At 67.8% G+C, this 18,807-nt stretch carries 25 protein-coding genes and 1 tRNA gene; all 26 read left to right on the top strand.

Translation table 11 applies throughout. The features are described 5' to 3' along the window. The first annotated feature begins 82 nt into the window (after window positions 1-82). Window positions 83-325 carry a hypothetical protein gene (locus tag IEY55_RS18685; protein ID WP_189059612.1) on the top strand — a complete coding sequence of 81 codons (243 nt, stop codon included), beginning with the start codon at window positions 83-85 and terminating at the stop codon, window positions 323-325. Further along, window positions 322-1,224 (top strand): DUF2637 domain-containing protein, encoded by a 903-nt coding sequence (locus IEY55_RS18680; RefSeq protein WP_189059610.1) that lies wholly within the window; start codon window positions 322-324, stop codon window positions 1,222-1,224. Before IEY55_RS18685 ends, IEY55_RS18680 begins: the two co-directional genes overlap by 4 nt. A 36-nt stretch (window positions 1,225-1,260) precedes the next feature. Continuing rightward, window positions 1,261-1,518 carry a hypothetical protein gene (locus IEY55_RS18675; protein WP_189059608.1) on the top strand — a complete coding sequence of 86 codons (258 nt, stop codon included), beginning with the start codon at window positions 1,261-1,263 and terminating at the stop codon, window positions 1,516-1,518. After that, complete coding sequence (locus tag IEY55_RS18670) at window positions 1,511-1,948, top strand: hypothetical protein (RefSeq protein ID WP_189059606.1); 438 nt, start codon at window positions 1,511-1,513, stop codon at window positions 1,946-1,948. The genes IEY55_RS18675 and IEY55_RS18670 overlap by 8 nt, the downstream gene beginning before the upstream one ends. Before the next feature lie 191 nt (window positions 1,949-2,139). Further along, window positions 2,140-2,985: a hypothetical protein gene (locus IEY55_RS18665; protein WP_189059604.1), complete on the top strand. Its 846-nt coding sequence runs from the start codon at window positions 2,140-2,142 to the stop codon at window positions 2,983-2,985. Window positions 2,986-3,152: 167 nt separating this feature from the next. Continuing rightward, window positions 3,153-3,221 (top strand) — tRNA-OTHER (locus tag IEY55_RS18660). Between the two features lie 165 nt (window positions 3,222-3,386). Further along, window positions 3,387-3,662, top strand: coding sequence for an HNH endonuclease (locus tag IEY55_RS18655; protein WP_189059602.1), 276 nt, complete (start codon window positions 3,387-3,389; stop codon window positions 3,660-3,662). After that, window positions 3,628-4,431 carry an HNH endonuclease gene (locus IEY55_RS32815; RefSeq protein WP_308424770.1) on the top strand — a complete coding sequence of 268 codons (804 nt, stop codon included), beginning with the start codon at window positions 3,628-3,630 and terminating at the stop codon, window positions 4,429-4,431. The genes IEY55_RS18655 and IEY55_RS32815 overlap by 35 nt, the downstream gene beginning before the upstream one ends. Window positions 4,432-4,440: 9 nt before the next feature. Then, a complete protein-coding gene (locus IEY55_RS32130) occupies window positions 4,441-4,971 on the top strand; it encodes a hypothetical protein (RefSeq protein WP_229686523.1) in 531 nt (176 codons plus the stop codon). Next, window positions 4,919-6,406: a terminase large subunit domain-containing protein gene (locus IEY55_RS18640; RefSeq protein ID WP_189059599.1), complete on the top strand. Its 1,488-nt coding sequence runs from the start codon at window positions 4,919-4,921 to the stop codon at window positions 6,404-6,406. The genes IEY55_RS32130 and IEY55_RS18640 overlap by 53 nt, the downstream gene beginning before the upstream one ends. Before the next feature lie 14 nt (window positions 6,407-6,420). Further along, window positions 6,421-6,639 carry a hypothetical protein gene (locus tag IEY55_RS18635; protein WP_189059597.1) on the top strand — a complete coding sequence of 73 codons (219 nt, stop codon included), beginning with the start codon at window positions 6,421-6,423 and terminating at the stop codon, window positions 6,637-6,639. Continuing rightward, window positions 6,639-8,015, top strand: a complete 1,377-nt coding sequence (locus IEY55_RS18630; RefSeq protein ID WP_189059595.1) for a phage portal protein — start codon at window positions 6,639-6,641, stop codon at window positions 8,013-8,015. The genes IEY55_RS18635 and IEY55_RS18630 overlap by 1 nt, the downstream gene beginning before the upstream one ends. Further along, complete coding sequence (locus IEY55_RS18625; protein ID WP_189059593.1) at window positions 8,012-8,857, top strand: HK97 family phage prohead protease; 846 nt, start codon at window positions 8,012-8,014, stop codon at window positions 8,855-8,857. The genes IEY55_RS18630 and IEY55_RS18625 overlap by 4 nt, the downstream gene beginning before the upstream one ends. 197 nt (window positions 8,858-9,054) lie before the next feature. Next, a complete protein-coding gene (locus tag IEY55_RS18620; RefSeq protein WP_189059591.1) occupies window positions 9,055-10,389 on the top strand; it encodes a major capsid protein in 1,335 nt (444 codons plus the stop codon). A 63-nt stretch (window positions 10,390-10,452) separates the two neighbouring features. Continuing rightward, window positions 10,453-10,917: a hypothetical protein gene (locus tag IEY55_RS18615; RefSeq protein ID WP_189059589.1), complete on the top strand. Its 465-nt coding sequence runs from the start codon at window positions 10,453-10,455 to the stop codon at window positions 10,915-10,917. Between the two features lie 2 nt (window positions 10,918-10,919). Further along, window positions 10,920-11,183, top strand: a complete 264-nt coding sequence (locus IEY55_RS18610; RefSeq protein WP_189059587.1) for a hypothetical protein — start codon at window positions 10,920-10,922, stop codon at window positions 11,181-11,183. Between the two features lie 4 nt (window positions 11,184-11,187). After that, window positions 11,188-11,475 carry a hypothetical protein gene (locus IEY55_RS18605; protein ID WP_189059585.1) on the top strand — a complete coding sequence of 96 codons (288 nt, stop codon included), beginning with the start codon at window positions 11,188-11,190 and terminating at the stop codon, window positions 11,473-11,475. Window positions 11,476-11,535: 60 nt separating this feature from the next. Further along, entirely contained in the window at window positions 11,536-11,823 is a 288-nt protein-coding gene (locus tag IEY55_RS18600; protein WP_189059583.1) for a hypothetical protein, read from the top strand. Between the two features lie 15 nt (window positions 11,824-11,838). After that, window positions 11,839-12,465 carry a hypothetical protein gene (locus IEY55_RS18595; RefSeq protein WP_189059581.1) on the top strand — a complete coding sequence of 209 codons (627 nt, stop codon included), beginning with the start codon at window positions 11,839-11,841 and terminating at the stop codon, window positions 12,463-12,465. A gap of 15 nt (window positions 12,466-12,480) precedes the next feature. Next, window positions 12,481-12,930: a hypothetical protein gene (locus IEY55_RS18590; protein ID WP_189059579.1), complete on the top strand. Its 450-nt coding sequence runs from the start codon at window positions 12,481-12,483 to the stop codon at window positions 12,928-12,930. Between the two features lie 70 nt (window positions 12,931-13,000). Further along, window positions 13,001-13,189 (top strand): hypothetical protein, encoded by a 189-nt coding sequence (locus tag IEY55_RS18585; protein ID WP_189059577.1) that lies wholly within the window; start codon window positions 13,001-13,003, stop codon window positions 13,187-13,189. 1 nt (window position 13,190) lies between these two features. Beyond that, window positions 13,191-14,162 carry a phage tail tube protein gene (locus tag IEY55_RS18580; RefSeq protein WP_189059576.1) on the top strand — a complete coding sequence of 324 codons (972 nt, stop codon included), beginning with the start codon at window positions 13,191-13,193 and terminating at the stop codon, window positions 14,160-14,162. 15 nt (window positions 14,163-14,177) lie between these two features. Beyond that, window positions 14,178-14,741 carry a hypothetical protein gene (locus IEY55_RS18575; protein ID WP_189059574.1) on the top strand — a complete coding sequence of 188 codons (564 nt, stop codon included), beginning with the start codon at window positions 14,178-14,180 and terminating at the stop codon, window positions 14,739-14,741. A gap of 1 nt (window position 14,742) precedes the next feature. Next, a complete protein-coding gene (locus tag IEY55_RS18570) occupies window positions 14,743-15,087 on the top strand; it encodes a hypothetical protein (RefSeq protein ID WP_189059572.1) in 345 nt (114 codons plus the stop codon). 150 nt (window positions 15,088-15,237) lie between these two features. Next, entirely contained in the window at window positions 15,238-17,895 is a 2,658-nt protein-coding gene (locus IEY55_RS18565; RefSeq protein ID WP_189059570.1) for a hypothetical protein, read from the top strand. 48 nt (window positions 17,896-17,943) lie between these two features. Further along, the gene (locus IEY55_RS18560; RefSeq protein ID WP_189059568.1) at window positions 17,944-18,798 is read left to right on the top strand and encodes a phage distal tail protein; all 855 of its coding nucleotides are present in this window, start codon (window positions 17,944-17,946) and stop codon (window positions 18,796-18,798) included. The last annotated feature ends 9 nt before the right edge of the window (window positions 18,799-18,807 follow it).

Raw genomic sequence — 18,807 nt, 5'->3', positions numbered from 1 at the left:
GGCTGCGCCACCGCCCTGAGCTGCAACACCACCCAGCAGGCGCCCGACGACCAATGACCCACACCGCCCCTGAGGACACCCGATGCCTGTCCCACCACTCGACGACATCAACGCCGCACTGCAGAACTGCCGCCAACCGCCGCCGAAACACCACATGACCACACTCCGCCAGATCACCGCCGGCGCCTTCCTCGGCCTGATGCTCGGCCACCTAGCCCTCGCCCTCCTCGCCCACAGCGACCGCGACCGCGTCGGCCACCTCGTAGCCGCCCTCGTCGACCTCGCACTGTTCGCCCTCATCGCCTGGAGGGGTCGCCACCAGTGACCACCACCGCCACCAACGGCGTCGACCTGGAACACCGGATCCGCCAGCTGCTCGAGGACGCGCGCCGCGCCGGTAGGCGACCGCCAGGACGGCCCACCCTCCGCAAGGAGACCGGCGCCACCGAACACCAGATCCGCCAGATCCTCGACCGCCTGGAGAACACCACCGCCACCGCGCGCCGCACCCTGGCACCAGCCAGTCGCCAGCCGGCCACCAACACCACCACCGCACCGCCACCAGAACCGGGGACTGGTGAACCTGGCGACCCACCGCCACCAGAACCGGCAACCGGCCCCGCTGCTGCCGACAACACGGGCGCCAACGACCCACCGCCATCCCGCCAGCCCGACAACCCAGCCAGCCACGAGCCGCCAGCCCCGCCGAGCCCGACCACCAGCACCAGCGATCCCGGCGAACACCAGCCCACCACCGCACCCACCGGCGGCCGGCTGGTGGCCTGGACAGGCTTCATCTTCGGCAGCCTCGTCAGCATCGCCGCCAACGTCCTGGCGGCCTGGCTCCCACCACCTAGCGCCAACGCGGACTGGACACCCACCCTCGCCGCCCAAATCGGCGCCGCGGTCTGGCCCACCGCCCTGCTGCTGTCCGTCGAGGTTCTCGCGCGCGTCCGCTGGCCACGCGGCTGGGCCTGGATCCTCGCCCGCTACGGCGGCGTCGGCATCGTCGCCCTTGGATCCGCCGTCATCTCCTACGGCCACATCCACGATCTCCTGGCGGCCTGGGGCTACAGCGTCCTCGCCGCCAGCGTCGGCCCCCTGGTGGTCGACGGCCTCATGGTCATCAGCGGTTTCGCCCTCCTGGCGCCCACTGGCGGCCGCGCTGGCGATCCCGCCAGACCGCCAGCCGCCAGCACGGCACCAGAACGTTCACCAGCCTGACCCACCAGAAAAGACCCGCTGCTCCTGGAGGCTCCTGTGAATCCCACCGATACCCACGACACCCCGCCCCTGCTCGTCGCCCTCGACGGAACCGGAGCATGGTGTGCCTGGGCCGGCGAATGCCGCACCGGCACCTTCTACCTGCTGGACACACCCAACGGAGACACCTGGGTCTCCCAACAGGCATTCGACAACCACTGCGAGCGCGCCTGGAATCGAGGCAACGACGTCGTGGAACGCGTACGCCGCATCATCAACGTCCCGCACGATCTCCCGGAGGCTATTCGTGGCTGACACCACCCACGACACCACGCCCCCGTGGTACCCCCTGGCGGCCGACGCCCTGCTGGCCGCCCGCGACGAACGCTGGCACGACGCCCGCCAACACCTGCAGCGCATCGCCGACACCTACGGCGCCGAGGTCATCCCCGATCTCCTGATCGCCTGGATCGACACCATGCTCAAGCACACGCCGGGCCCAGAACGCGCGCCTGCACTTGGGCGACTTGGCTTCATGGACGCCGTCTCCGGCCGCATCGTCGAGGCCGAACACGTCGACCCGGCCGTGTGCTGGGCGGGACGACTCGTCTTCGCCCGCTACCTCGATGACCAGGAACAGTTCAGCGCTCTTATCGAGTCCGTCGACAGCGACCAGCAGTGGTCGAACAACGTGGCCGCCATCCTCAACGTCTGCGGCACCATGCTCCGTTGGGCAACGCCGTAGGACTGCGCCGTCACGACAGCACGGAGGCATGATGAACCTCACCGACTGCATCCTCATCTGCGCGAAGTGCACGGCGCGTCCTGTGTGGCGACCCGGCGAACCGGGCGTGCCCGGCCGGTTCTGCGAGTGCGCCGACCATCCGTTCTGACTGGCCCTCGCCGTCTCGTGGCCGGTAGGCGCAGACTGTCGGCATGATCCGCTGTGTCCTGGGCTGCCGCGACCCGGAGGACCCGGACGGCCTGCCCTATCCGGCCGAGAACGGCTACCTGACCTGCCGGCCATGCGGTCTACGTGTGCGTGATCTGCTGCGGCGGATCGTCGACGACTACGCTCTCCTCGACCAGGACGAGCAGCTCATACCCGAACGGTCCGGGGCCACCAGCGGACGACGCACCGGCCCCGGACCATCCGTCCCCATCCAGCTCACCGTGGTCGCCATGACCGACATCCGGTCCGCCCAGGACGGATGCGGCGCCTACTCCGTTCCCGCCGTCCTCGACTCCTGGATCCGCGCGGCCGCCGAGGAGAGTGGCAACGCCGCGCCGCAGCCACCGACCGTGGCCGGCGACGTCCGGTGGCTCCTCGGCCTGCTGAGCTGGCTCCGTCAGCAGCCGTGGATCGATGAGATGTACCGGGAGCTCCGCGAGCTGCAGCACGCCCTCGATGACCAACTGCGCCCTCGGCCGGGCTCTGTTCCCATCGGATCTTGTCCTGCTCCGTCGCCGGACCAGGACGGCTCGGTCTGTGGTGCGCCGCTGCGCGTGCGGCCGGACGCCGAGCGGATCCGTTGTCGGGTCTGCGGAGCCAGTTGGGAGCGAGCGCACTGGGATGAGCTCGGTGCCGCGCTGGGAAACCCTGGCGACACCACCGCCGCTTATGACGAGCTCTCGGTCCAACTCGGTGTTCCTGTCGGGACACTACGTCGCTGGGCGGCTGAGGATGGATGGACACGGCACGGCGACAAATCCCGTCCAGCCTGGAGCCGACGTGAGGCGCTCGCGTCCTATCGCCACCGTCGCAACGACATGCCGGCGTAGTCGCGCTTGCCCACTGACCAGCACCGAACGTACCGTGTGATTACCTGGCCAGTAGAGTCAGCGGCGATCACGAGCTAGGCCCCGCACCAACCCCCAGGGTGCGGGGCCTAGCCATACCCGGAAGACACGGCAGCACTGACCCACTAGAGTCTGGCCGCTAGCAAACCGCCGGGGTAGCGCAGTCGGGCAGCGCGCCGGTGCACAGGAGGCCGCGGGTTCAAATCCCGCCCCCGGCCCGATCTCGGGAAACCACAGGGTCGCTCCCTGGGTTGGTCCGAGATGCGGGGTGCCGTGAGGTCCGTGGCGGCGGCGACACACGGTGGACCGATGTCGACCCAGGTGGAGGCCCGTTAGGGAACTGCCGCGTCGCCGTCGTCAGACCTTGCGGGAAGGTGACAGCTATGCCCCGCAGCCCCGGCCGTTCCGGTCACCGCTGGCGCCAGGCCACAGCCGCGGTGCACGCCGAGTCGGGGGTGTGCTGGATCTGTGGTCACCCCATCGACTACACCGCCCCACCGCGGACACGATGGTCCAAGAGCACCGACCACGTAGCGCCCTTGTCCCGAGGAGGGCCGGAGGTCGACCTGTCGAACCTGCGGCCCGCTCACTACGGGTGCAACTCCCGGCGCGGCAACCGACCGGATGTCACCCGTTCGCGCACGTCTCGCCGGTGGTGACCGCGCCGGGCCCCCGGGACCGGGTAACCCCCTGAAAATCACGCTGACCTGGGGCTTGGTGACCACGCGCCGAGGTCACCTTTATCCCCCCGCGCCGCCGCAGCGATTCCAGACCATTTCCGCAGGTCAGGGGCATAACGCTGCGCGCTGCCGACGTTGCACCCCGGAAGGCGGAGGTGTCTGCGTGGGCAAGAAGCCAGACACTCCCTGTTCGTGCTGTGGGCGTCTGCTGTACTCCACGAACGGCTCGCTTCCTGCTGGTCAACGAATGTGCCGACTCTGTCGGCGACAACGGCGTGAATCCTTCGGAGTACGGAAGTGGCGTCCGCCGCGGGTATGCGAATGGTGCGGAACGCTGTATTTCCCGAGCAAGCAGACGGTAAGGACCTGCTCACCGTCATGCGGTCGGAAGCTGAGTCTTGCATCAGCTCCGCCGCCGGCTCCCGAGGCCATCGAAGCGCGCCATGCTCAGCAGCGGGAGCGATGGCAGCAAGCAAACCGGCGTCGCAGGGCCCTGAAACGGCGTGTCGGGTCGGAGCCGTACACGTTGGCCGAAATCGTCGTCCGAGACAACAGCAGGTGCGGCCTCTGCGGGCGGAAGGTCCGACTTTCGTACAAGGCACCGCATCCCTTGTCGCCCACGATTGACCACGTCGTTCCGCTGGCCGCGGGTGGTGATGACACCAGGGCAAACGTCCAGCTCGCGCACTTCGGCTGCAACAGCCGCAAGGGCACCGGCGGATCCCAGCAGCTTGCCCTCATCGGTTAGGGGCCTCCGATGGCTGATTCGTCGACCCTCCGCGCACAGCGCTTCCGACGGCACCAGCGCGGCGACCACTCACTGTGCCGGCCGCAGCGCTGCCCATACGCCCGGCGAGATTCCACAGCCCCGCCAACACCTCCGGCACCGCCTCGACCGGAGCCAGTACGTGATGAGCTCGGCGCCCGCGGCCGCCGACTGTGGGATGAGGTCACCGCCGCCGGCGAGCTCCCGCCGCTGCAGGCCACGCTGCTGCGGGAGGCGTGCCGGATCGCCGACCGGCTCGACCGGTTGCATGCCCAGCTGGATGGCCGGGACTGGCTGCAGCTGGAGAACGCGGGCGAGGACGGCGGGCCCGTGACGGTCGTCGTTGACCGGGCGCTGGCCGAGGCCCGCCAACAGGCCGCGGTGCTGAAACAGCTTGTCGCCGAGCTGCGCGCCGCGACCACCCGTTCGACCAGGTCGTCTCCGGCCGTCCAGGGGGAGGTGGGTGGTCTTGCCGACCTCACCGCCCGGATCGCTGCGCGGCGCGCGTCACCCGCGGGTTGAGCTGGGCCCGCCGGCGGTGCACACCTACGGCCCGGAGGCGGCCGAGTTGCTGCGACGGGCCGGACAGCCCCCGGACTTCTGGCAAGAACGTGCACTTGACCGGCTGCTCGGTGTGCGCGAGGACGGCAAGTGGGCCTGTTTCGAGTACGGCGAGATGGTCAGCCGCCAGAACGGAAAGGGCTGCATCCTCGAAGGCAGGGCGTTGGCCGGGCTACTGCTCCTCGGTGAGCAGCTGATCATGTGGTCGGCCCACGAATACAAGACCGCGATGGAGAGCTTCCGCCGTGTCCTGACACTGCTTCGCCGGTTGGGCACGCCGATCACCGACAACCTCATCGATGTCGGCGGCATCCTTCTCAAGGTCATCAACACCAACGGTGAGGAGAGCGTCGAGCGTCTCGACACGGGCCAGCGGTTGAAGTTCATCGCCCGCAGCAAGTCCAGCGGCCGGGGCTTCTCCGGTGACCTGAACCTCATCGACGAGACGTTCGCCTACACCGGTGTCCAGCACGCGGCGCTCATGCCGACCATGAACGCCAGGCCCAACCCGCAGATCATCTACACCAGCACGCCACCGCTGGACAACGACAGCGGCGACGTCCTCTACAGCTTGCGGGCCCGCGGCGAGGCCGGCGGGGACGACTCGCTGGGCTGGCGAGACTGGGGCATCGCCGGGGATCTGGACAACCTCACCGACATCGACCTGGACGATCGGTCACTGTGGGCGGCGAGCAACCCGGCGTTGGGCATCCGCATCACCGAAGAGACGATCCTGCGGCTACGCAGATCCATGGGAGATGTCGAGTTCGCCCGTGAAATCTTGGGCATCTGGCCCAAGCCGCGGGTCGGCGGCGGCGCAATCGACACCGAACTGTGGACGGCGCTGGCTGATCCCCGCTCCCGTCTGGTCGACCCGATCGCGTTCGCTGTGGACACCACACCGGAACGGGCGTTCACCTCCATCGCCGCCGCCGGCCGTCGCGAGGACGGACTGCTGCACGTGGAGATCGTCGACCACCGGGCCGGAACCGGCTGGGCGATCGACCGGGTGGTCGAGCTCCGCGACCGCTGGCACCCGTGCGCGGTCGTGATCGACGCCGGCGGACCCGCAGGCTCCCTGATCGCCCCGATCGAGGCGAAGGGCGTGGACGTGACACTCACGACCGCCCGGGACGTGGCCCAAGCGTGTGGCCAGATCTATGACGCGATCACCGACCGGAACGGCACGACGCTGCGACACCTGGATCAGCCGGTGCTCAACGCCGCGATTGCCGGCGCGCAACGGCGCCCCCTGGGCGATGCCTGGGCGTGGGCCCGCCGGGGCCTGTCGGTGGACATCTCGCCCCTGGTGGCGGTGACGCTGGCCGCCTGGGGGCACACCACCCGGGCGCACATCGAGGACCAAGTCGTGCTCGAGGGATCGCTCATGGCGTGAGGAAAGGGGGCGGCATGGCGTCGATCGTCGCGACCGCGGACCGCATCCAAGCCAAGGCCGCCGAGTTCCGGCCTGCCCGTCTGCTGTTGACGCTCCTGGCCGTCCCGTTCTTCCTCGCCGGCCTACTCGCGTGTCTGTCCTATCGGGTCGTGTGGGTGGTGGCCGCGTGGATGTGGTCCGCAGCCGTCGTCGGCTGGGAGCAGGCATCCGGCCGCAGGGACGAGGGGCCGTGATGGGACTGCTGGAGCGTATGCGGGCGGTACAGGATCGGCGCCGGTCGTGGCCGGTCGGCCCGGCCGTGGTCGAGCCATTCGAGAAGGCGCACGGCCACGACGACGAGCTGTTCAGCCCGGAGAACTACGGCGACTACATCGTCACCAGCAACGAGGTGTTCGCCGCCGCGTCGCTGCGGGCGAAGCTGGCCTCCAGTGTGCCGCTGCGGGTGTATCGGGGCCGCGACGAGGACAAACGGGAGCTGCCCGACTCGGCCGCGGCGAAGTTGCTGCGGTTCGTCAACCCATTCTGGACACAGGCCAGGTTGGCACGCATGGACTCGCTGTGCATGGACGTGTGGGGCGAGACCGTCTGGGCCGTCGAGAAGTTCCGCGGTGAGCCACAAGAGATCTGGTGGCTCAAGCCGAGCCGAGTCAAGCCGGTACCGAACGAGAACAACTACCTCGCCGGTTTCCTGTATGAGTCGAACGTCGTGGGAACGGACGGAACACGCCAGGTTATTTCGTTCCGCCCGGATGAAATCGTGTGGCAGCGCTACCCCAACCCGCTCGACGAGTTTTCGGCGCTCAGCCCGATCGCGGCCGCACGGCTCGCGGCGGATACCGCGTCGGCGATGATGAAGGCCAACCGCAACCTGCACAGCCAGGGATTGCAGATCGCCGGCATGGTCGTTCCGCCCGCCAACGTTCAGTTCACCTCGGAACAAGCCCGCGAGCTCGAGGAGCGGTTGCAGAAGCGGTTCGCCGGCGCCGACAAGGCACACCGATGGGCCGTGATGCGCTACGAAGCGCAGTTCAAGCCGGTCAACATCACCCCCAAGGATGCCGAGTTCATCAACGGTCTCGGGCTGACGCTGCGCCAGGTGGCCAACGCCTTCGGCGTCCCGGCGCCGCTGCTCAACGATCTCGAGCACGCCACCCTGGCCAACCTGCGCGAGTTCCAAAAGGCCCTGTGGGAACACTCGTTGGTGCCGGACCTGACGCTGCGTGCGCAGGAACTCGAGGAGCAGTTCCTGCCGATGTTCGGGCGCCGCGGCCGTTCCACACCCGACCACGTCGCGTTCGACTTCTCCCGCATCGCCGCACTGCAGGAGTCCCAGTCCGAGGCGTGGGACCGGGAACGTCAGGCCATCGAGGTCGGTGCGCTGACGGTCAACGAGTGGCGCAAGAAGCACGGCATGCCCCCGGTCGACTGGGGGGACGTGTGGTGGGCGCCGGTCAACAAGGCCGCGGTCACGTCCGCCGGCAGCCAGCCGCAGGGCGACACCTCGCCCACCGCGCTGCCGACTGGCGGACCTCCGCCACCGACCAACGGCGACGACGAGGCGCGGGCTCTGCTGTCCGCGTTGGATCTTCCCTTCTGGAGTCTGCGATGACCCTCGCCTACACCCGTGGCTACGTCGACCGGGAGGCCACCCGCGCCGGCGCAGGCCCGATCCGGTTCGTCGCCGCCACCGAGGGCCGCAAGGGAGACAACATCGACCTGCGGATGACCGGCGCTCAGCTCGACCGGTACCGGGCCAATCCGGTGTTCCTCTACGGGCATCGCTACTTCTCCCGCGACGACCTGCCGATCGGCCGTGCCACCGGCGTGGAGGTCGACGGTCCGCGGCTGCTCATCGACGTCGAGTTCGACCAAGACGACGACTTCGCGCGGCGGATCGAGAAGAAGTACCGCGACGGCTGGATGAACGCAGCGTCCATCGGGTTCGACGTCACCAAGTGGGAAGGCGGCAAGGGCTCCTACTGGGGCGGGGGTGTGGCCGAGGAGTGGGAACTCCTCGAGCTCTCCGCGGTCTCGGTGCCGATGGACGCTGCGGCGGTGGTCGAGTCCGGACGCACCGCCACCCTGGCACGGCTCCTCGAGGCCCCCGAGCTCGACGGCCTGACCGAACTCGACGTCCTACCCGGGATCGTCGACATCGTCGACGAGCCGATGGGCCGGTGGGTCACCGTCAAGGTTGCTCACGAGCTGGCCGCATCTGCTGATCCGTTGTTGATGGGCGTAGCCATCGCCCGGGAGTTTCGGGCAATCGCGGAACGTGGGCCCGTCCCGGCGGACCAGAAGCGTGACGCGGTCGCTTCCCATGACACGACCGTGGTTGAGCTGGACGCCTCCGCGGGCACCCAGTCCCTCACCGATGTCCCCACCCGTATCGAAAGCAGCGCTGCGCAGGACCTCCTCGCAGCCTTCCATCTCGAGGAGCACAGCCGATGAGTGAGCAGATCACTCTGGACACGCTGGCAAGCGAAGTCCGGCAGCGCATGTCCGCCCTGGACGAGAAGCTGTCCGAATCCATCTCGGACACCCGGCTCGCCGAACTCGTGCGTACCAACCTGTCCCAGATCGTCGAGTCCGACCCGGAGTTCGTCCGCAAGCTGAAGTTCGGCCCGGCCACGCCGGACCGGACGTTGGTGGGCACCAAGTACGCCCGCTGGGGTCTATCCCTATCTGACATCGAATTCCTGTTTGAAATGCAGGAGAGCTTGCGCGGTCAGCGCAAGGTCTCCGGCGGGGTGTACGAGGGACCGTCGGAGGAGCTGACCCGCACGTTCGAGGCGATCTCGAACGCCTGCTACCTGCCGGCCGAGAAGGTGCGGGAGATCGACCGCAAGGCGATCGATGACATGTTCCCGCGGATCCCGCTGCGGTGGTTCCGCGGCGGCGACCGCGCGCTGGCCCGCGAAGGCAAATACGAGCTCACCGGCGCCTATCAGTCCGCGATCCGAGCCATGGACACCGCCGAGACCGGGTTCGGCAAGGAACTGATCGGCAACCAGTACGTGGGGGAGCTGTGGGAGGCCGCCCGCCGCGAGTCGCGGGTTTTCGGACTGATCGACACGTTCGAGATGACCGACCCGACCGCGTTCCTTCCGGTTGAGGTTGATTTCCCGGAGATGCTGTTCGTGTCGGAGTCGACGGCGAACAACTCGAGCAACTACGCCACCGTCAAGACTGGCAGCGAGCGCGTTCAGGTGGATGCCAAGAAATTCGTGATCCACCAGATGTGGTCGGGTGAGATGGAAGAGGATTCCATTATCCCGTTCATCCCGTTCCTGCGCCGTCAGGCCGGGCTGTCCATCGGGTTCCATTCCGATTCGTTGGTGCTGAATGGCGACACCACCAATGCCGGCACCGGTAACATTAATTTGGACGATGCCGACCCGGCCGATACCAAGCATTACCTCGCCTTTGATGGCATTCGGCACGCTGCCCTGGTGGACAACACCGGTAACGACGTCAATGCGGCCGGCGCGGTGACGTTGAGCCTGCTCAACGACCTGCGCGGCAAAATGATTGACACCACGCGCAAGGTCGACTGGGGCCACCCCACCGACATGAACGACCTGGTGTACGTGTCGGATCCGGAGACCGCGGACAAGATCGCGCTTCTGGACGAGGTGCTCACCGTCGACAAGTACGGCCCCGCGGCCACCGTCCTCAACGGGGAACTGGCCCGGATCCAGGGTCACCCGCACATCCCCTCCATCGCGGTGTCCAAGACCGAAGACGACGGCAAGGTGTCGAACACGGCCGCCAACAACACCAAGGGCCAGGTGATCGCTTTCAACCGGCGCGCGTTCAAGGTCGGGTGGCGACGGCGGGTGCGGGTGGAAACCGAGCGGCTCCCGGCCACCGACCAGACCCGCATCGTGTATTCCTTGCGGATGGGTTTCGGGCGATTTACGCCGACTGGTGCGGCGTCCGGGATCGAGGCCGCCGCCACGCTGCGCAACATTTCCCTGTGAATTGCTGATCAGACGCCGGCCGGGTGATGCTTCGCCCGGCCGGCACTGCTTGGAGGAGACATCGTGTCCCGCCCCACGCAAATCGAGCGGATGATCAGCAAGGGGCAGATGGTGCCGCTGCTGTTCACCCAGGACCAGGTCGCCGCATCGCAAACCGATGTGCAGCTCGAGATCATGAACATGGTGTTCTCGGCGGGAACGTCGGACGCCACGTTCGACTACCCGGCGAACGACGCCTACGTGATGCCTTTTGAGGGCGAAATTATCGCGATCTCGGCGCATCTGACGGCCGCGGCCACGGCCGGCCAGCTCGACATCGGGCCCACGATCGGCGGCACCGAGAAGACCGATCTGGCGCTGGCCATCACCACCGAGACCGCCAAGTCCGCGACCGTGTTGCGCGGCACGATCCCGTTCGCCAAGGACGACAAGATCGGTGCGGAGATCACCACCAACTCCAGCTGGGATGGCACCAGCTCGGACCTGGCGGTCACGGTGTGGGTGATCCTGGCACTGGAGGGGATCTAGTCATGCCCCGCTACACCGTCCAGCACGCCTACCGGGCCGAGCACAACGGCCGCCGCTACGGGCCCTGGCAGCCCGACACCGAGGTCGACTTGGAGGCTGAGGAGGCGGAGTGGGTCAACCGTGACTCGCCGGACACCCTGGCCCCGGTGGCACCGTCACCCCCGCCGGCACCGGAGGTCGAACCGGAACCGGACGAGCCGGTGCGAGCCAAGCCGGCCGGCCGGGACCGCCAGCACCGCGGCGGCACCAACCGGGGCAGGTGGTGAGGCCATGCCGGCAGCACATCACGAGCTCGCCACCGGTACCGGCGATGTCACCGTGTTCACCGGTTACACGATCCTGCGGGGCTGGTCGATCCGGGAGAGCGCCGGCACCGCGGCGGCAGCGACCGTGATCATCCGCGACGGCACCGCCGCCACCGACCCCATCGTGGCGACCATCGAACTGGCCGCCAACACGCACGACACGGTGTGGCTGGGCGACGGCATCCAGTGCAGCGATGGCGTGTTCGTCGATCGCACCGCCGGCGAGACCGAGGGCTCGATCTGGTTGGGCTGACGAGGCGGGCGGACCGGAGGCACCGTGTCGGCTCACCGGAGCCTCGGAAAGGGGCACCCGTTGGCTGCAGCACCCCATGAGCTGGCCACCGGTACCGGAGACGTCACCGTCCACACCGGTTACACGATCCTGCGGGGCTGGTCGATCCGGGAGAGCGCGACGCTCGCCCTGGCCGCCACCGTGATCATCCGCGACGGCACGGACGACACCGGGATGATCGTGGCGGTCATCGAACTCGCCGCCGACAGCCACGACACGGTGTGGCTGGGCGAGGGGATTCAGTGCGCCACGGGCGTGTTCGTCGATCGCACCGCCGGCGAAACCGAGGGCTCGATCTGGCTGGGCTGAGGAAGGGGGTGAGCTGTGGCCACCCTGGACGTGCTCACCCTCGCTGAGGCCAAGGATGCATTGAACCTGGCCAACACGACCGCGCACGACGAGGAGTTGCCGGCCTGGATCACGGGCGTCTCGCTACGGCTGGACGAGCTCGTCGGCCCGGTCGTCCAGCGCACCATCACCGCCGAAAACCAGGACGGCGGCGGACACCTGATTTTCCTCGAGCACCATCCGATCACCTCGATCACCAGCGTGACCGAGTACGACAACACCACCGCCACCACGCTGACCGAGGAAACCAACTCCACCAAGCCAACCGACGGCTTTCTGACCGACCGCTACAGCGCCGACCGCACCCTGTTGTCCAACATCCTGCGGCGGCGCAGCGACAACGCCGACGCGTTCTTCCCACCAGGACGGAACAACGTCGAGATCACCTACGTGGCCGGCCGATTCGCGGACACCGCCAGCGTCGACGAGCGATACAAGCGGGCCGCCGCCCTGATGGTGATCAACCTGTGGCGATCCCAACAGGACTCCACCGGCAACGTGGGCGAGTTCGATGTCCCTCAGTTGATCTTCCCGACGTTCTCCGTGCCCCGTGCGGTGCGGGAGTTGCTCAACGGGGAACTGCAGGACCCGTTGCCGCTGTAGGAGGGGGTGGCTGAGGTGGCGACCGGAACCACCCTGGTGTCGTTCAAGCAGGAGCTGAAGACGCAGCTGGAGGCCCGTGCCGGTCTATCCGGGGTCACAGTGCACTACGCCTTCCCGGAGACCGGGATCACGGGTGAGGACATCTGGTTCGGCGAGATCGCCGAGACCGACGCCGAGATCCCGATCATGAAGTCCGGCACCAAGAAAGTGGATGAAACCGTCAGCGTGCCGGTGGTCGTCCAGGTCCTCAAGCAACAGGGCGAGGACCAGGAGACCGCCGATCTGCGGGCGGTCGCGCTGCTGGCCGAGCTGCAGCAGGAGCTCGCCGAGACCCCGCGCACGATCACTGACATCTACGCCGCGGAGATGGTCGGCTGGACCCACACCGGTGGGCAGCTCGGCGGCAGCAACCACGGGTCCCGATTCGACGTAACGGTGCGCATCCGCGCCCGACTGGAGCCCTAGTCCCTCACTCGCATCCTCCCCGGATCTGACCAGATCCGGGGCTCTGTGCTGTCCACGAAGGAGACCCGCTGTGCGCGTCGTCTACGACGGCCCCGCCCGGCCCGGAGTCGAGATTCCCATCCTCGGCCTGATCGCCCGCTACGGCGAACCAGTCGAGGTTCCCGACGCCATTGGCGCCGCCCTGCTGCACCAGAAGTGCTGGCGCGAAGCCCCTCAGTCCAAGCCCACCCGCGTGAAGAGCGAGAAGGAGGTGGGCTGAGGTGGCGATTCCCTCCGGCCTCGATGCCCAGCTCGGCATTGCCGAAGAGACCACCTATGGCACCCCGGTCACGGTCACCCGGTTCTACGAGATCCGTAACGAGTCGCTGAAGCTCGGGATCGAACGCATGGAATCCCCGGCACTTCGCCCCGGCCGTCGGATCCTTCCAAGCGCTCGGTGGGCCGCATCGCGGAAGACCGTGACCGGCGACATCACCATGGACCTGCTGAACAAGTCCATGGGTTTGTGGTTCAAGCACGCATTGGGCACCGTGGCGACGAGTCAACCGGACGCGACCAATTCCCCGACCGTCTACCTGCACACATTCACACCCGGTGACATTCCCACCGGCCTGACCATCCAGGTAGGACGCCCCGACATCGGCGGCACGGTCAGGGCACACACGTATCACGGCTGCAAGGTCGCCAGTTGGACGCTGTCGTGCGCGGCCGGCGAGATCGCCACCTTCACCCCGACCATTCTCGGTGAGGACGAGGACACCACCACTGCACTGGAAACCGCGTCCTACACCAGCGACATGTCGATGATGACGTTCGTCGAGGGAAGCCTCACGATCGCCGGATCCAACGTGGATGTGCGCTCGGCATCGGTGGAAGGCAACAACGGCCTGGCCGAGGGCCGATACAACCTCGGATCCCAGCTGCGTGATGAACCGCTAGAAGTCGCGTTCCGGAACATCACCGGCAACCTTGAGGCAGAGTTTAACGGCCTCACCGAGTACAACCGGTTCGTCAACGGCACCGAGGCCTCGCTGGTGTTGCTGTTCCAAGGCGCCACCATCGAGGACGCCTTCAAGTTCGAAACCAAGATCACCGCGAACGTTCGATTCGATGGGGAAACCCCCAACGTCACGGGCCCCGACATCATCATGCAACCGTTGCCGTACAAGGTGATCGACGACGGTACGACCAGTATCAAAATCGAGTACCAGACCACGGATACCACTCCGTAGTGGAAAGGGTGTGCGATGGCGGCTGGGGTCAAGGTTGTCGGCACCGACGCGTTCACGCGACTGGGCCGCGAGCTGAAACAGGCGGGCAACGGCCAGCTGCGACGGGACATGACCCGTGCGATGCGCAAGGCCGCCGGCCCGGCAGTGAACGAGGCGCAGTCCAACGTCAAGGCCACCTCCTCGAAGGCACAGCGCGGCGGCGGCCGGTTCGCCCGCGCCCAGGCTGCTCTCGCACGCAAGAAGAAGGTCACCGAACGCGCCAAGCAGCGCGCATTCGCCCAGCGGGGACTGCGAGACAGCGTCGCCCGCACCGTCAAAATCCAGACCTCCACCAGTGGTCGCTCCTCCGCCGTACGGGTCCGGTCGCGGCGCAAGCTCATGCCCGAGGACCAGGAGCGCCTCCCGCGGCACATGAACAAGGGCCGGTGGAGGCACCCGGTGTTCGGCGGCGATCGATGGGTGACCCAGACGGTCACCCCGCCCGGCTGGTTCGACCGCGCCATGCAAAAGCACGGCCCGATCATCCGCGGCAAGGCCTTCACTGTCGTGCTGGACACCTTGGACCGGCTGGGGAGTTGACATGATCCAATTTCGGCTCGGTGAGCGCACCTGGCCCTGGGACGGTGATGTCTCCATCGACGAGATCATCGCCGCGGAAAAGGCCGTCGGCCGGCTGTGGAACGATCTGAACTTGGCCGCCAAGATGGGCGAGGGTGAAGCGACGAAAGTCTTTTTCTGGCTGGCCCGGCGGCGGGCCGGCGAGGATATCGCCTACAAGGACCTGAACTTCAAACTCGTCGACTTCGCTGTGGAGGACGTCGACGCCGAGTCCGACGAGAACGACGCGAGCGAGCCGCCGCCGGGCCCTACCGGGGCCGCGGGCGCCTCCACCGCCGCGGCACATCCCCATTCGAAGAAGAAGTAGACGCCCACAAACCGCTGTTCGCACACCTGTTCGGCATCCGGCCCTGGGAGATCGGCCGACTCACCTGGGCCGACTGGCAGCGTTTCCGCCGCGCCGCTGAGGCCCTACGACCCCCACCCGACCAGCAGTGACGAAGGGTGGTGAGCCACGGTGGCCATCAAGGATCTGATCTTCACCATTCTCGGCGTCGACCGGGCGTCGTCGACGTTCCGCAAGGTCGGCCGGTCCGCCGACGAGCTCGGTAAGAAACTCGACGGCATCGCGGTGGGATCGGCCAAGAGCCTGGCCGGGCTGACCGCGGCCGCGGCCGCCGCCCCCGTGGCCCTGGGCGCCGCCCTCGGCGGTGTGCCGCTGCTGTTCCTCGGCATCGGCGCGGCCGCGGCAGCGGCCAACGAGGACGTCCAGGAGTCGTTCTCCGCACTGGGCCAGGAGATCAAGACCGGCGTCATGCAGGATGCGGCCCCGCTCGCGCCATTCCTGGTCGGCGCCGCCGAGGAAATCGGAACCGCCTACCGCGAGCTCCGTCCCCAGTTCCAGCAGGCGTTCGCCGCCGCCGGACCCCAGATCGCCGAGCTCACCGAAGGCGTCACCGGCCTGGCCCGCGGCGCGATGCCCGGACTGGTCGACGCCGTGACCGCGGCCGGCCCCGTGTTCCAGGGACTGTCCACCGTGATGGCCCGCACCGGCCGCGGTGTCTCCGACTTCTTCACCGAGCTCACCCGCGGCGCCGACGACGCCGGCACCGGCCTGGAACACCTCGGCGAGCTCATCGAGGGCGCGCTCACCCCGGTGGCCAGCCTGCTCGTCGAACTCACCGCACTGTGGGCCGAGCACGGCGACGAGGTCAGCGACGTGCTCACCCGACTGTTGACCCTGATCGCCGACCTCGCCTCCGGCGCAATGCCCGCCTTCTCCTCTTCGATCGGGATCGCCCTGCAGATCCTGTCCGGCATGCTGAGCGTTCTCGAACCGCTCGCCGACGTCCTCGGCCCCATGGCCGGCGTGATCCTGACGGTGGCGGCCGCCTGGCGCACCCTCGGCGCCGCCGCCCGAGTCGTCGACACCGTGTCCAGCTCGGTCCAGACGCTGTCCGACCGCACCACCAAGGCCGTCACCAACGCCGGCGGCCTGGCCCAGAAGGTCGGCCTGGTCACCGGCGCGCTCGGCGGACCCCTCGGGATCGCGCTCACCGCCGTGTCCGCCGGCCTGATCCTGCTCGGCAAACGGCAGGAACAGGCCGCAGCCGAGGCTGCCGAGCATGCCGGTATCGTCCGCAATCTCGCCTCGGCGCTGCGTGAGTCCGGTGGCGCCATCACCGACGCAGTCCGCCGGACGCTTGCCCAGGAAGAGGCCACGCTCAAGGCAATCGAGGCGGGAGAGCAGTTCGGGCTGACTGCCGACGTCATCCTGGACGCGGCCCTGGACCAGGGCAACGCGTTCGATCAGGTCAAGACCAAGCTCGAGGACCTGGTCGAGGCCAACCGCACCTTCAGCAAGGGTGCCAAGGAGGGTATTCCCGTCCCCGCGGGACTCAACGAGACCGGCAAGGCCGCCCAAGACCTCCTCGACAAGATCAACGCCCTCAACGGCGACACCCGCGACGCCATCAGCAACCAGAAGGCGTTCGGGGACGCCGTCGGAGGAGCCGGACGCTCGCTGATCGAGAGCACACCGGGCGCCGAAGAGTTCGCCAAGGCGATGACGACCCTCAAGAAGGAGACCGCGTCGACTGCCGACAAGGTCGACGCTTTGAACACCGCGTGGCGACGGTTGTTCGGTGTCCAGCTCGACCTGAAGGACGCCCAAGCAGCGTTTGAGGAGGGGCTCGACCAGATCGGGGAGTCCATCGCCAGCCTGAAGAAGGAGACCGCCGACTGGCAGGGCGTGCTGTTCAACGCCAACGGCACGATCAACCTCGCCAACCAGGCCGGCCGGGAACTGCACAGCAACCTCAGCGAGCAGGGCGAGGCATATCGTGCCCTCGCGGTGACCGTGGGCACCACGACGCTGCAGCAAACCAAGTCCCAGGAGAAAGCCACGGCCGCGGTCGCCGAGGCACTGGCGGCTCGCCGGGCCCAGTTCCTCACCGAGATGCAGCAGATGGGCTTCAACGAGACCCAGGCCAAGGAATTGGCGGACGAGTACCTGAAGATTCCCACCGACATCGCCACCTCGGTCACCCAGCCCGGCATGCTCGAATCCCTGATCGCGGCCGCCGAGCTGCGCCTGCGGGTGCTGGCAGTACCGGACCAGAAGCTCGTGACCACCCGGGCCGAGATCGCCGAGGCGATGGCGAACCTCAACCAGGTCGGCCTGACCGTGCGCACGCTGCCCGATGGCCGGGTTGAGGTCACCGCCCTCACGGATGAGGCCGAGGAGGCCATCAACCACACCGCGCGGCAGCGCACCGCAACCATCCTCATCGACACGTTCACCAGGGGTATCGGTCACGGGTTCGGCCCCGGTGTCGGCGCCGGCCGCGGCACCAGACAGTTCACCATGGCGGCCGGCGGGATCCTCGAGCACTACTCCCACGGCGGCCTACGTCCGATGTCGGCGGACTTCGCGCGGATCGTGCCGCCGAGGAGCTTGCGGGTGATCGGCGACCGGGCGAGTGGGGATGAGGCGTTCATCCCGATCAACGGCTCACCGCGGTCACGGGCGCTGTTGGCCGAGACGGCCCGGCGCATGGGTGTCGAGCTCGGCCGTGTCGAGAAGCATTTCCATCTCACCGTGGTCAACGCCGGCAACGACGAGGTCGACCTGCGGACGCAGTTCCGGCGACTGGAGCTGCTCGCCGGCGGCTGACCGCCACCGCTGTCCGCTGTCCACGGATCGGGTCGAGAGGGGTGGCGGATGGCCGAGACCGTGATCTGGATCGACCCGGATGGCGCCACCACCACACTCGAGGTGAACTGGTCGACTCGCGCCCGGTTCGCCCCGCCGATCGCGTTCGAGGAGGAGGGGGTTCCGGAGCAGCCCGGGTCGCGGTTGCGGGCGGTGCGGCACGCCACCCGCGAGTTCGTGCTGCCACTGTGGATCAGCGACAGCAGCGAGTCCGCGCTGCGGACCACGTTGCGGGATCTGGTCAAGGCGATGGATCCGGCGCGTGGGGACGGCACGATCCGGGTCACCGCGCCCGGTGGTGACCAGCGCGAGATCGTCTGCCGCTACGCCGGCGGCTTGGAGCTGGACGAGATCCTCGGCGATACGTCCGGCCCGTTGGTGCAGCGCACCCCGGTTGTGTTCCGGGCGTTCGATCCGTACTGGCGGGCCACCTCCGACACGGTCGACACCTACACCACCGGCACCACCGCCACCTTTTTCCCGTTTTTCCCGATCCGTTTGTCGTCCTCGGAGGTGTTCGCAGACCCGACGGTGAACAACGTCGGGGATGTGGAGGCGTGGCCGGTGTGGACGATCACCGGACCTGGATCGAACGTCAATCTCAAGCGATTCACCGGCGGTGAAACCAAAACACTCACGCTGTCGACGACGTTGGGTGCCGGCGAAACCGCCGAGATCGACACCCGCCCGGGGAAGAAAACGGTGACGAAGGGCGACGGCACGAACCTGTTCGGCAGCCTGTCGTCCTCCTCGGTGCTGTGGCCGCTGCTGGCCGGGGACAACCCGATCCGGGTCGAGATGACCGGATCCACGTCTGACTCGTCGGTCAAGTTGGCGTTCCGGCCCCGCTACCTCACCGCGTAGAGGGGGTGC

The sequence above is a fragment of the Longimycelium tulufanense genome (genome assembly GCF_014645795.1).
In the GTDB taxonomy this organism is placed as follows: domain Bacteria; phylum Actinomycetota; class Actinomycetes; order Mycobacteriales; family Pseudonocardiaceae; genus Longimycelium; species Longimycelium tulufanense.
The sequence above is the reverse complement of the archived record's forward strand: the minus strand, read 5'-3'. Positions and strand labels throughout refer to the sequence as shown.

Excerpts from the sequence above, each read along its gene's own strand:
- IEY55_RS18575 (WP_189059574.1), top strand. The coding sequence starts at position 14,178 with ATGGCGGCTGGGGTCAAGGTTGTCGGCACCGACGCGTTCACGCGACTG.
- IEY55_RS32130 (WP_229686523.1), top strand. The coding sequence starts at position 4,441 with ATGGCTGATTCGTCGACCCTCCGCGCACAGCGCTTCCGACGGCACCAG.
- IEY55_RS18570 (WP_189059572.1), top strand. The coding sequence starts at position 14,743 with ATGATCCAATTTCGGCTCGGTGAGCGCACCTGGCCCTGGGACGGTGAT.
- IEY55_RS18665 (WP_189059604.1), top strand. The coding sequence starts at position 2,140 with ATGATCCGCTGTGTCCTGGGCTGCCGCGACCCGGAGGACCCGGACGGC.
- IEY55_RS18685 (WP_189059612.1), top strand. The coding sequence starts at position 83 with ATGCCTGTCCCACCACTCGACGACATCAACGCCGCACTGCAGAACTGC.
- IEY55_RS32815 (WP_308424770.1), top strand. The coding sequence starts at position 3,628 with ATGTCACCCGTTCGCGCACGTCTCGCCGGTGGTGACCGCGCCGGGCCC.
- IEY55_RS18655 (WP_189059602.1), top strand. The coding sequence starts at position 3,387 with ATGCCCCGCAGCCCCGGCCGTTCCGGTCACCGCTGGCGCCAGGCCACA.
- IEY55_RS18625 (WP_189059593.1), top strand. The coding sequence starts at position 8,012 with ATGACCCTCGCCTACACCCGTGGCTACGTCGACCGGGAGGCCACCCGC.
- IEY55_RS18630 (WP_189059595.1), top strand. The coding sequence starts at position 6,639 with ATGGGACTGCTGGAGCGTATGCGGGCGGTACAGGATCGGCGCCGGTCG.
- IEY55_RS18605 (WP_189059585.1), top strand. The coding sequence starts at position 11,188 with ATGCCGGCAGCACATCACGAGCTCGCCACCGGTACCGGCGATGTCACC.
- IEY55_RS18635 (WP_189059597.1), top strand. The coding sequence starts at position 6,421 with ATGGCGTCGATCGTCGCGACCGCGGACCGCATCCAAGCCAAGGCCGCC.
- IEY55_RS18610 (WP_189059587.1), top strand. The coding sequence starts at position 10,920 with ATGCCCCGCTACACCGTCCAGCACGCCTACCGGGCCGAGCACAACGGC.
- IEY55_RS18560 (WP_189059568.1), top strand. The coding sequence starts at position 17,944 with ATGGCCGAGACCGTGATCTGGATCGACCCGGATGGCGCCACCACCACA.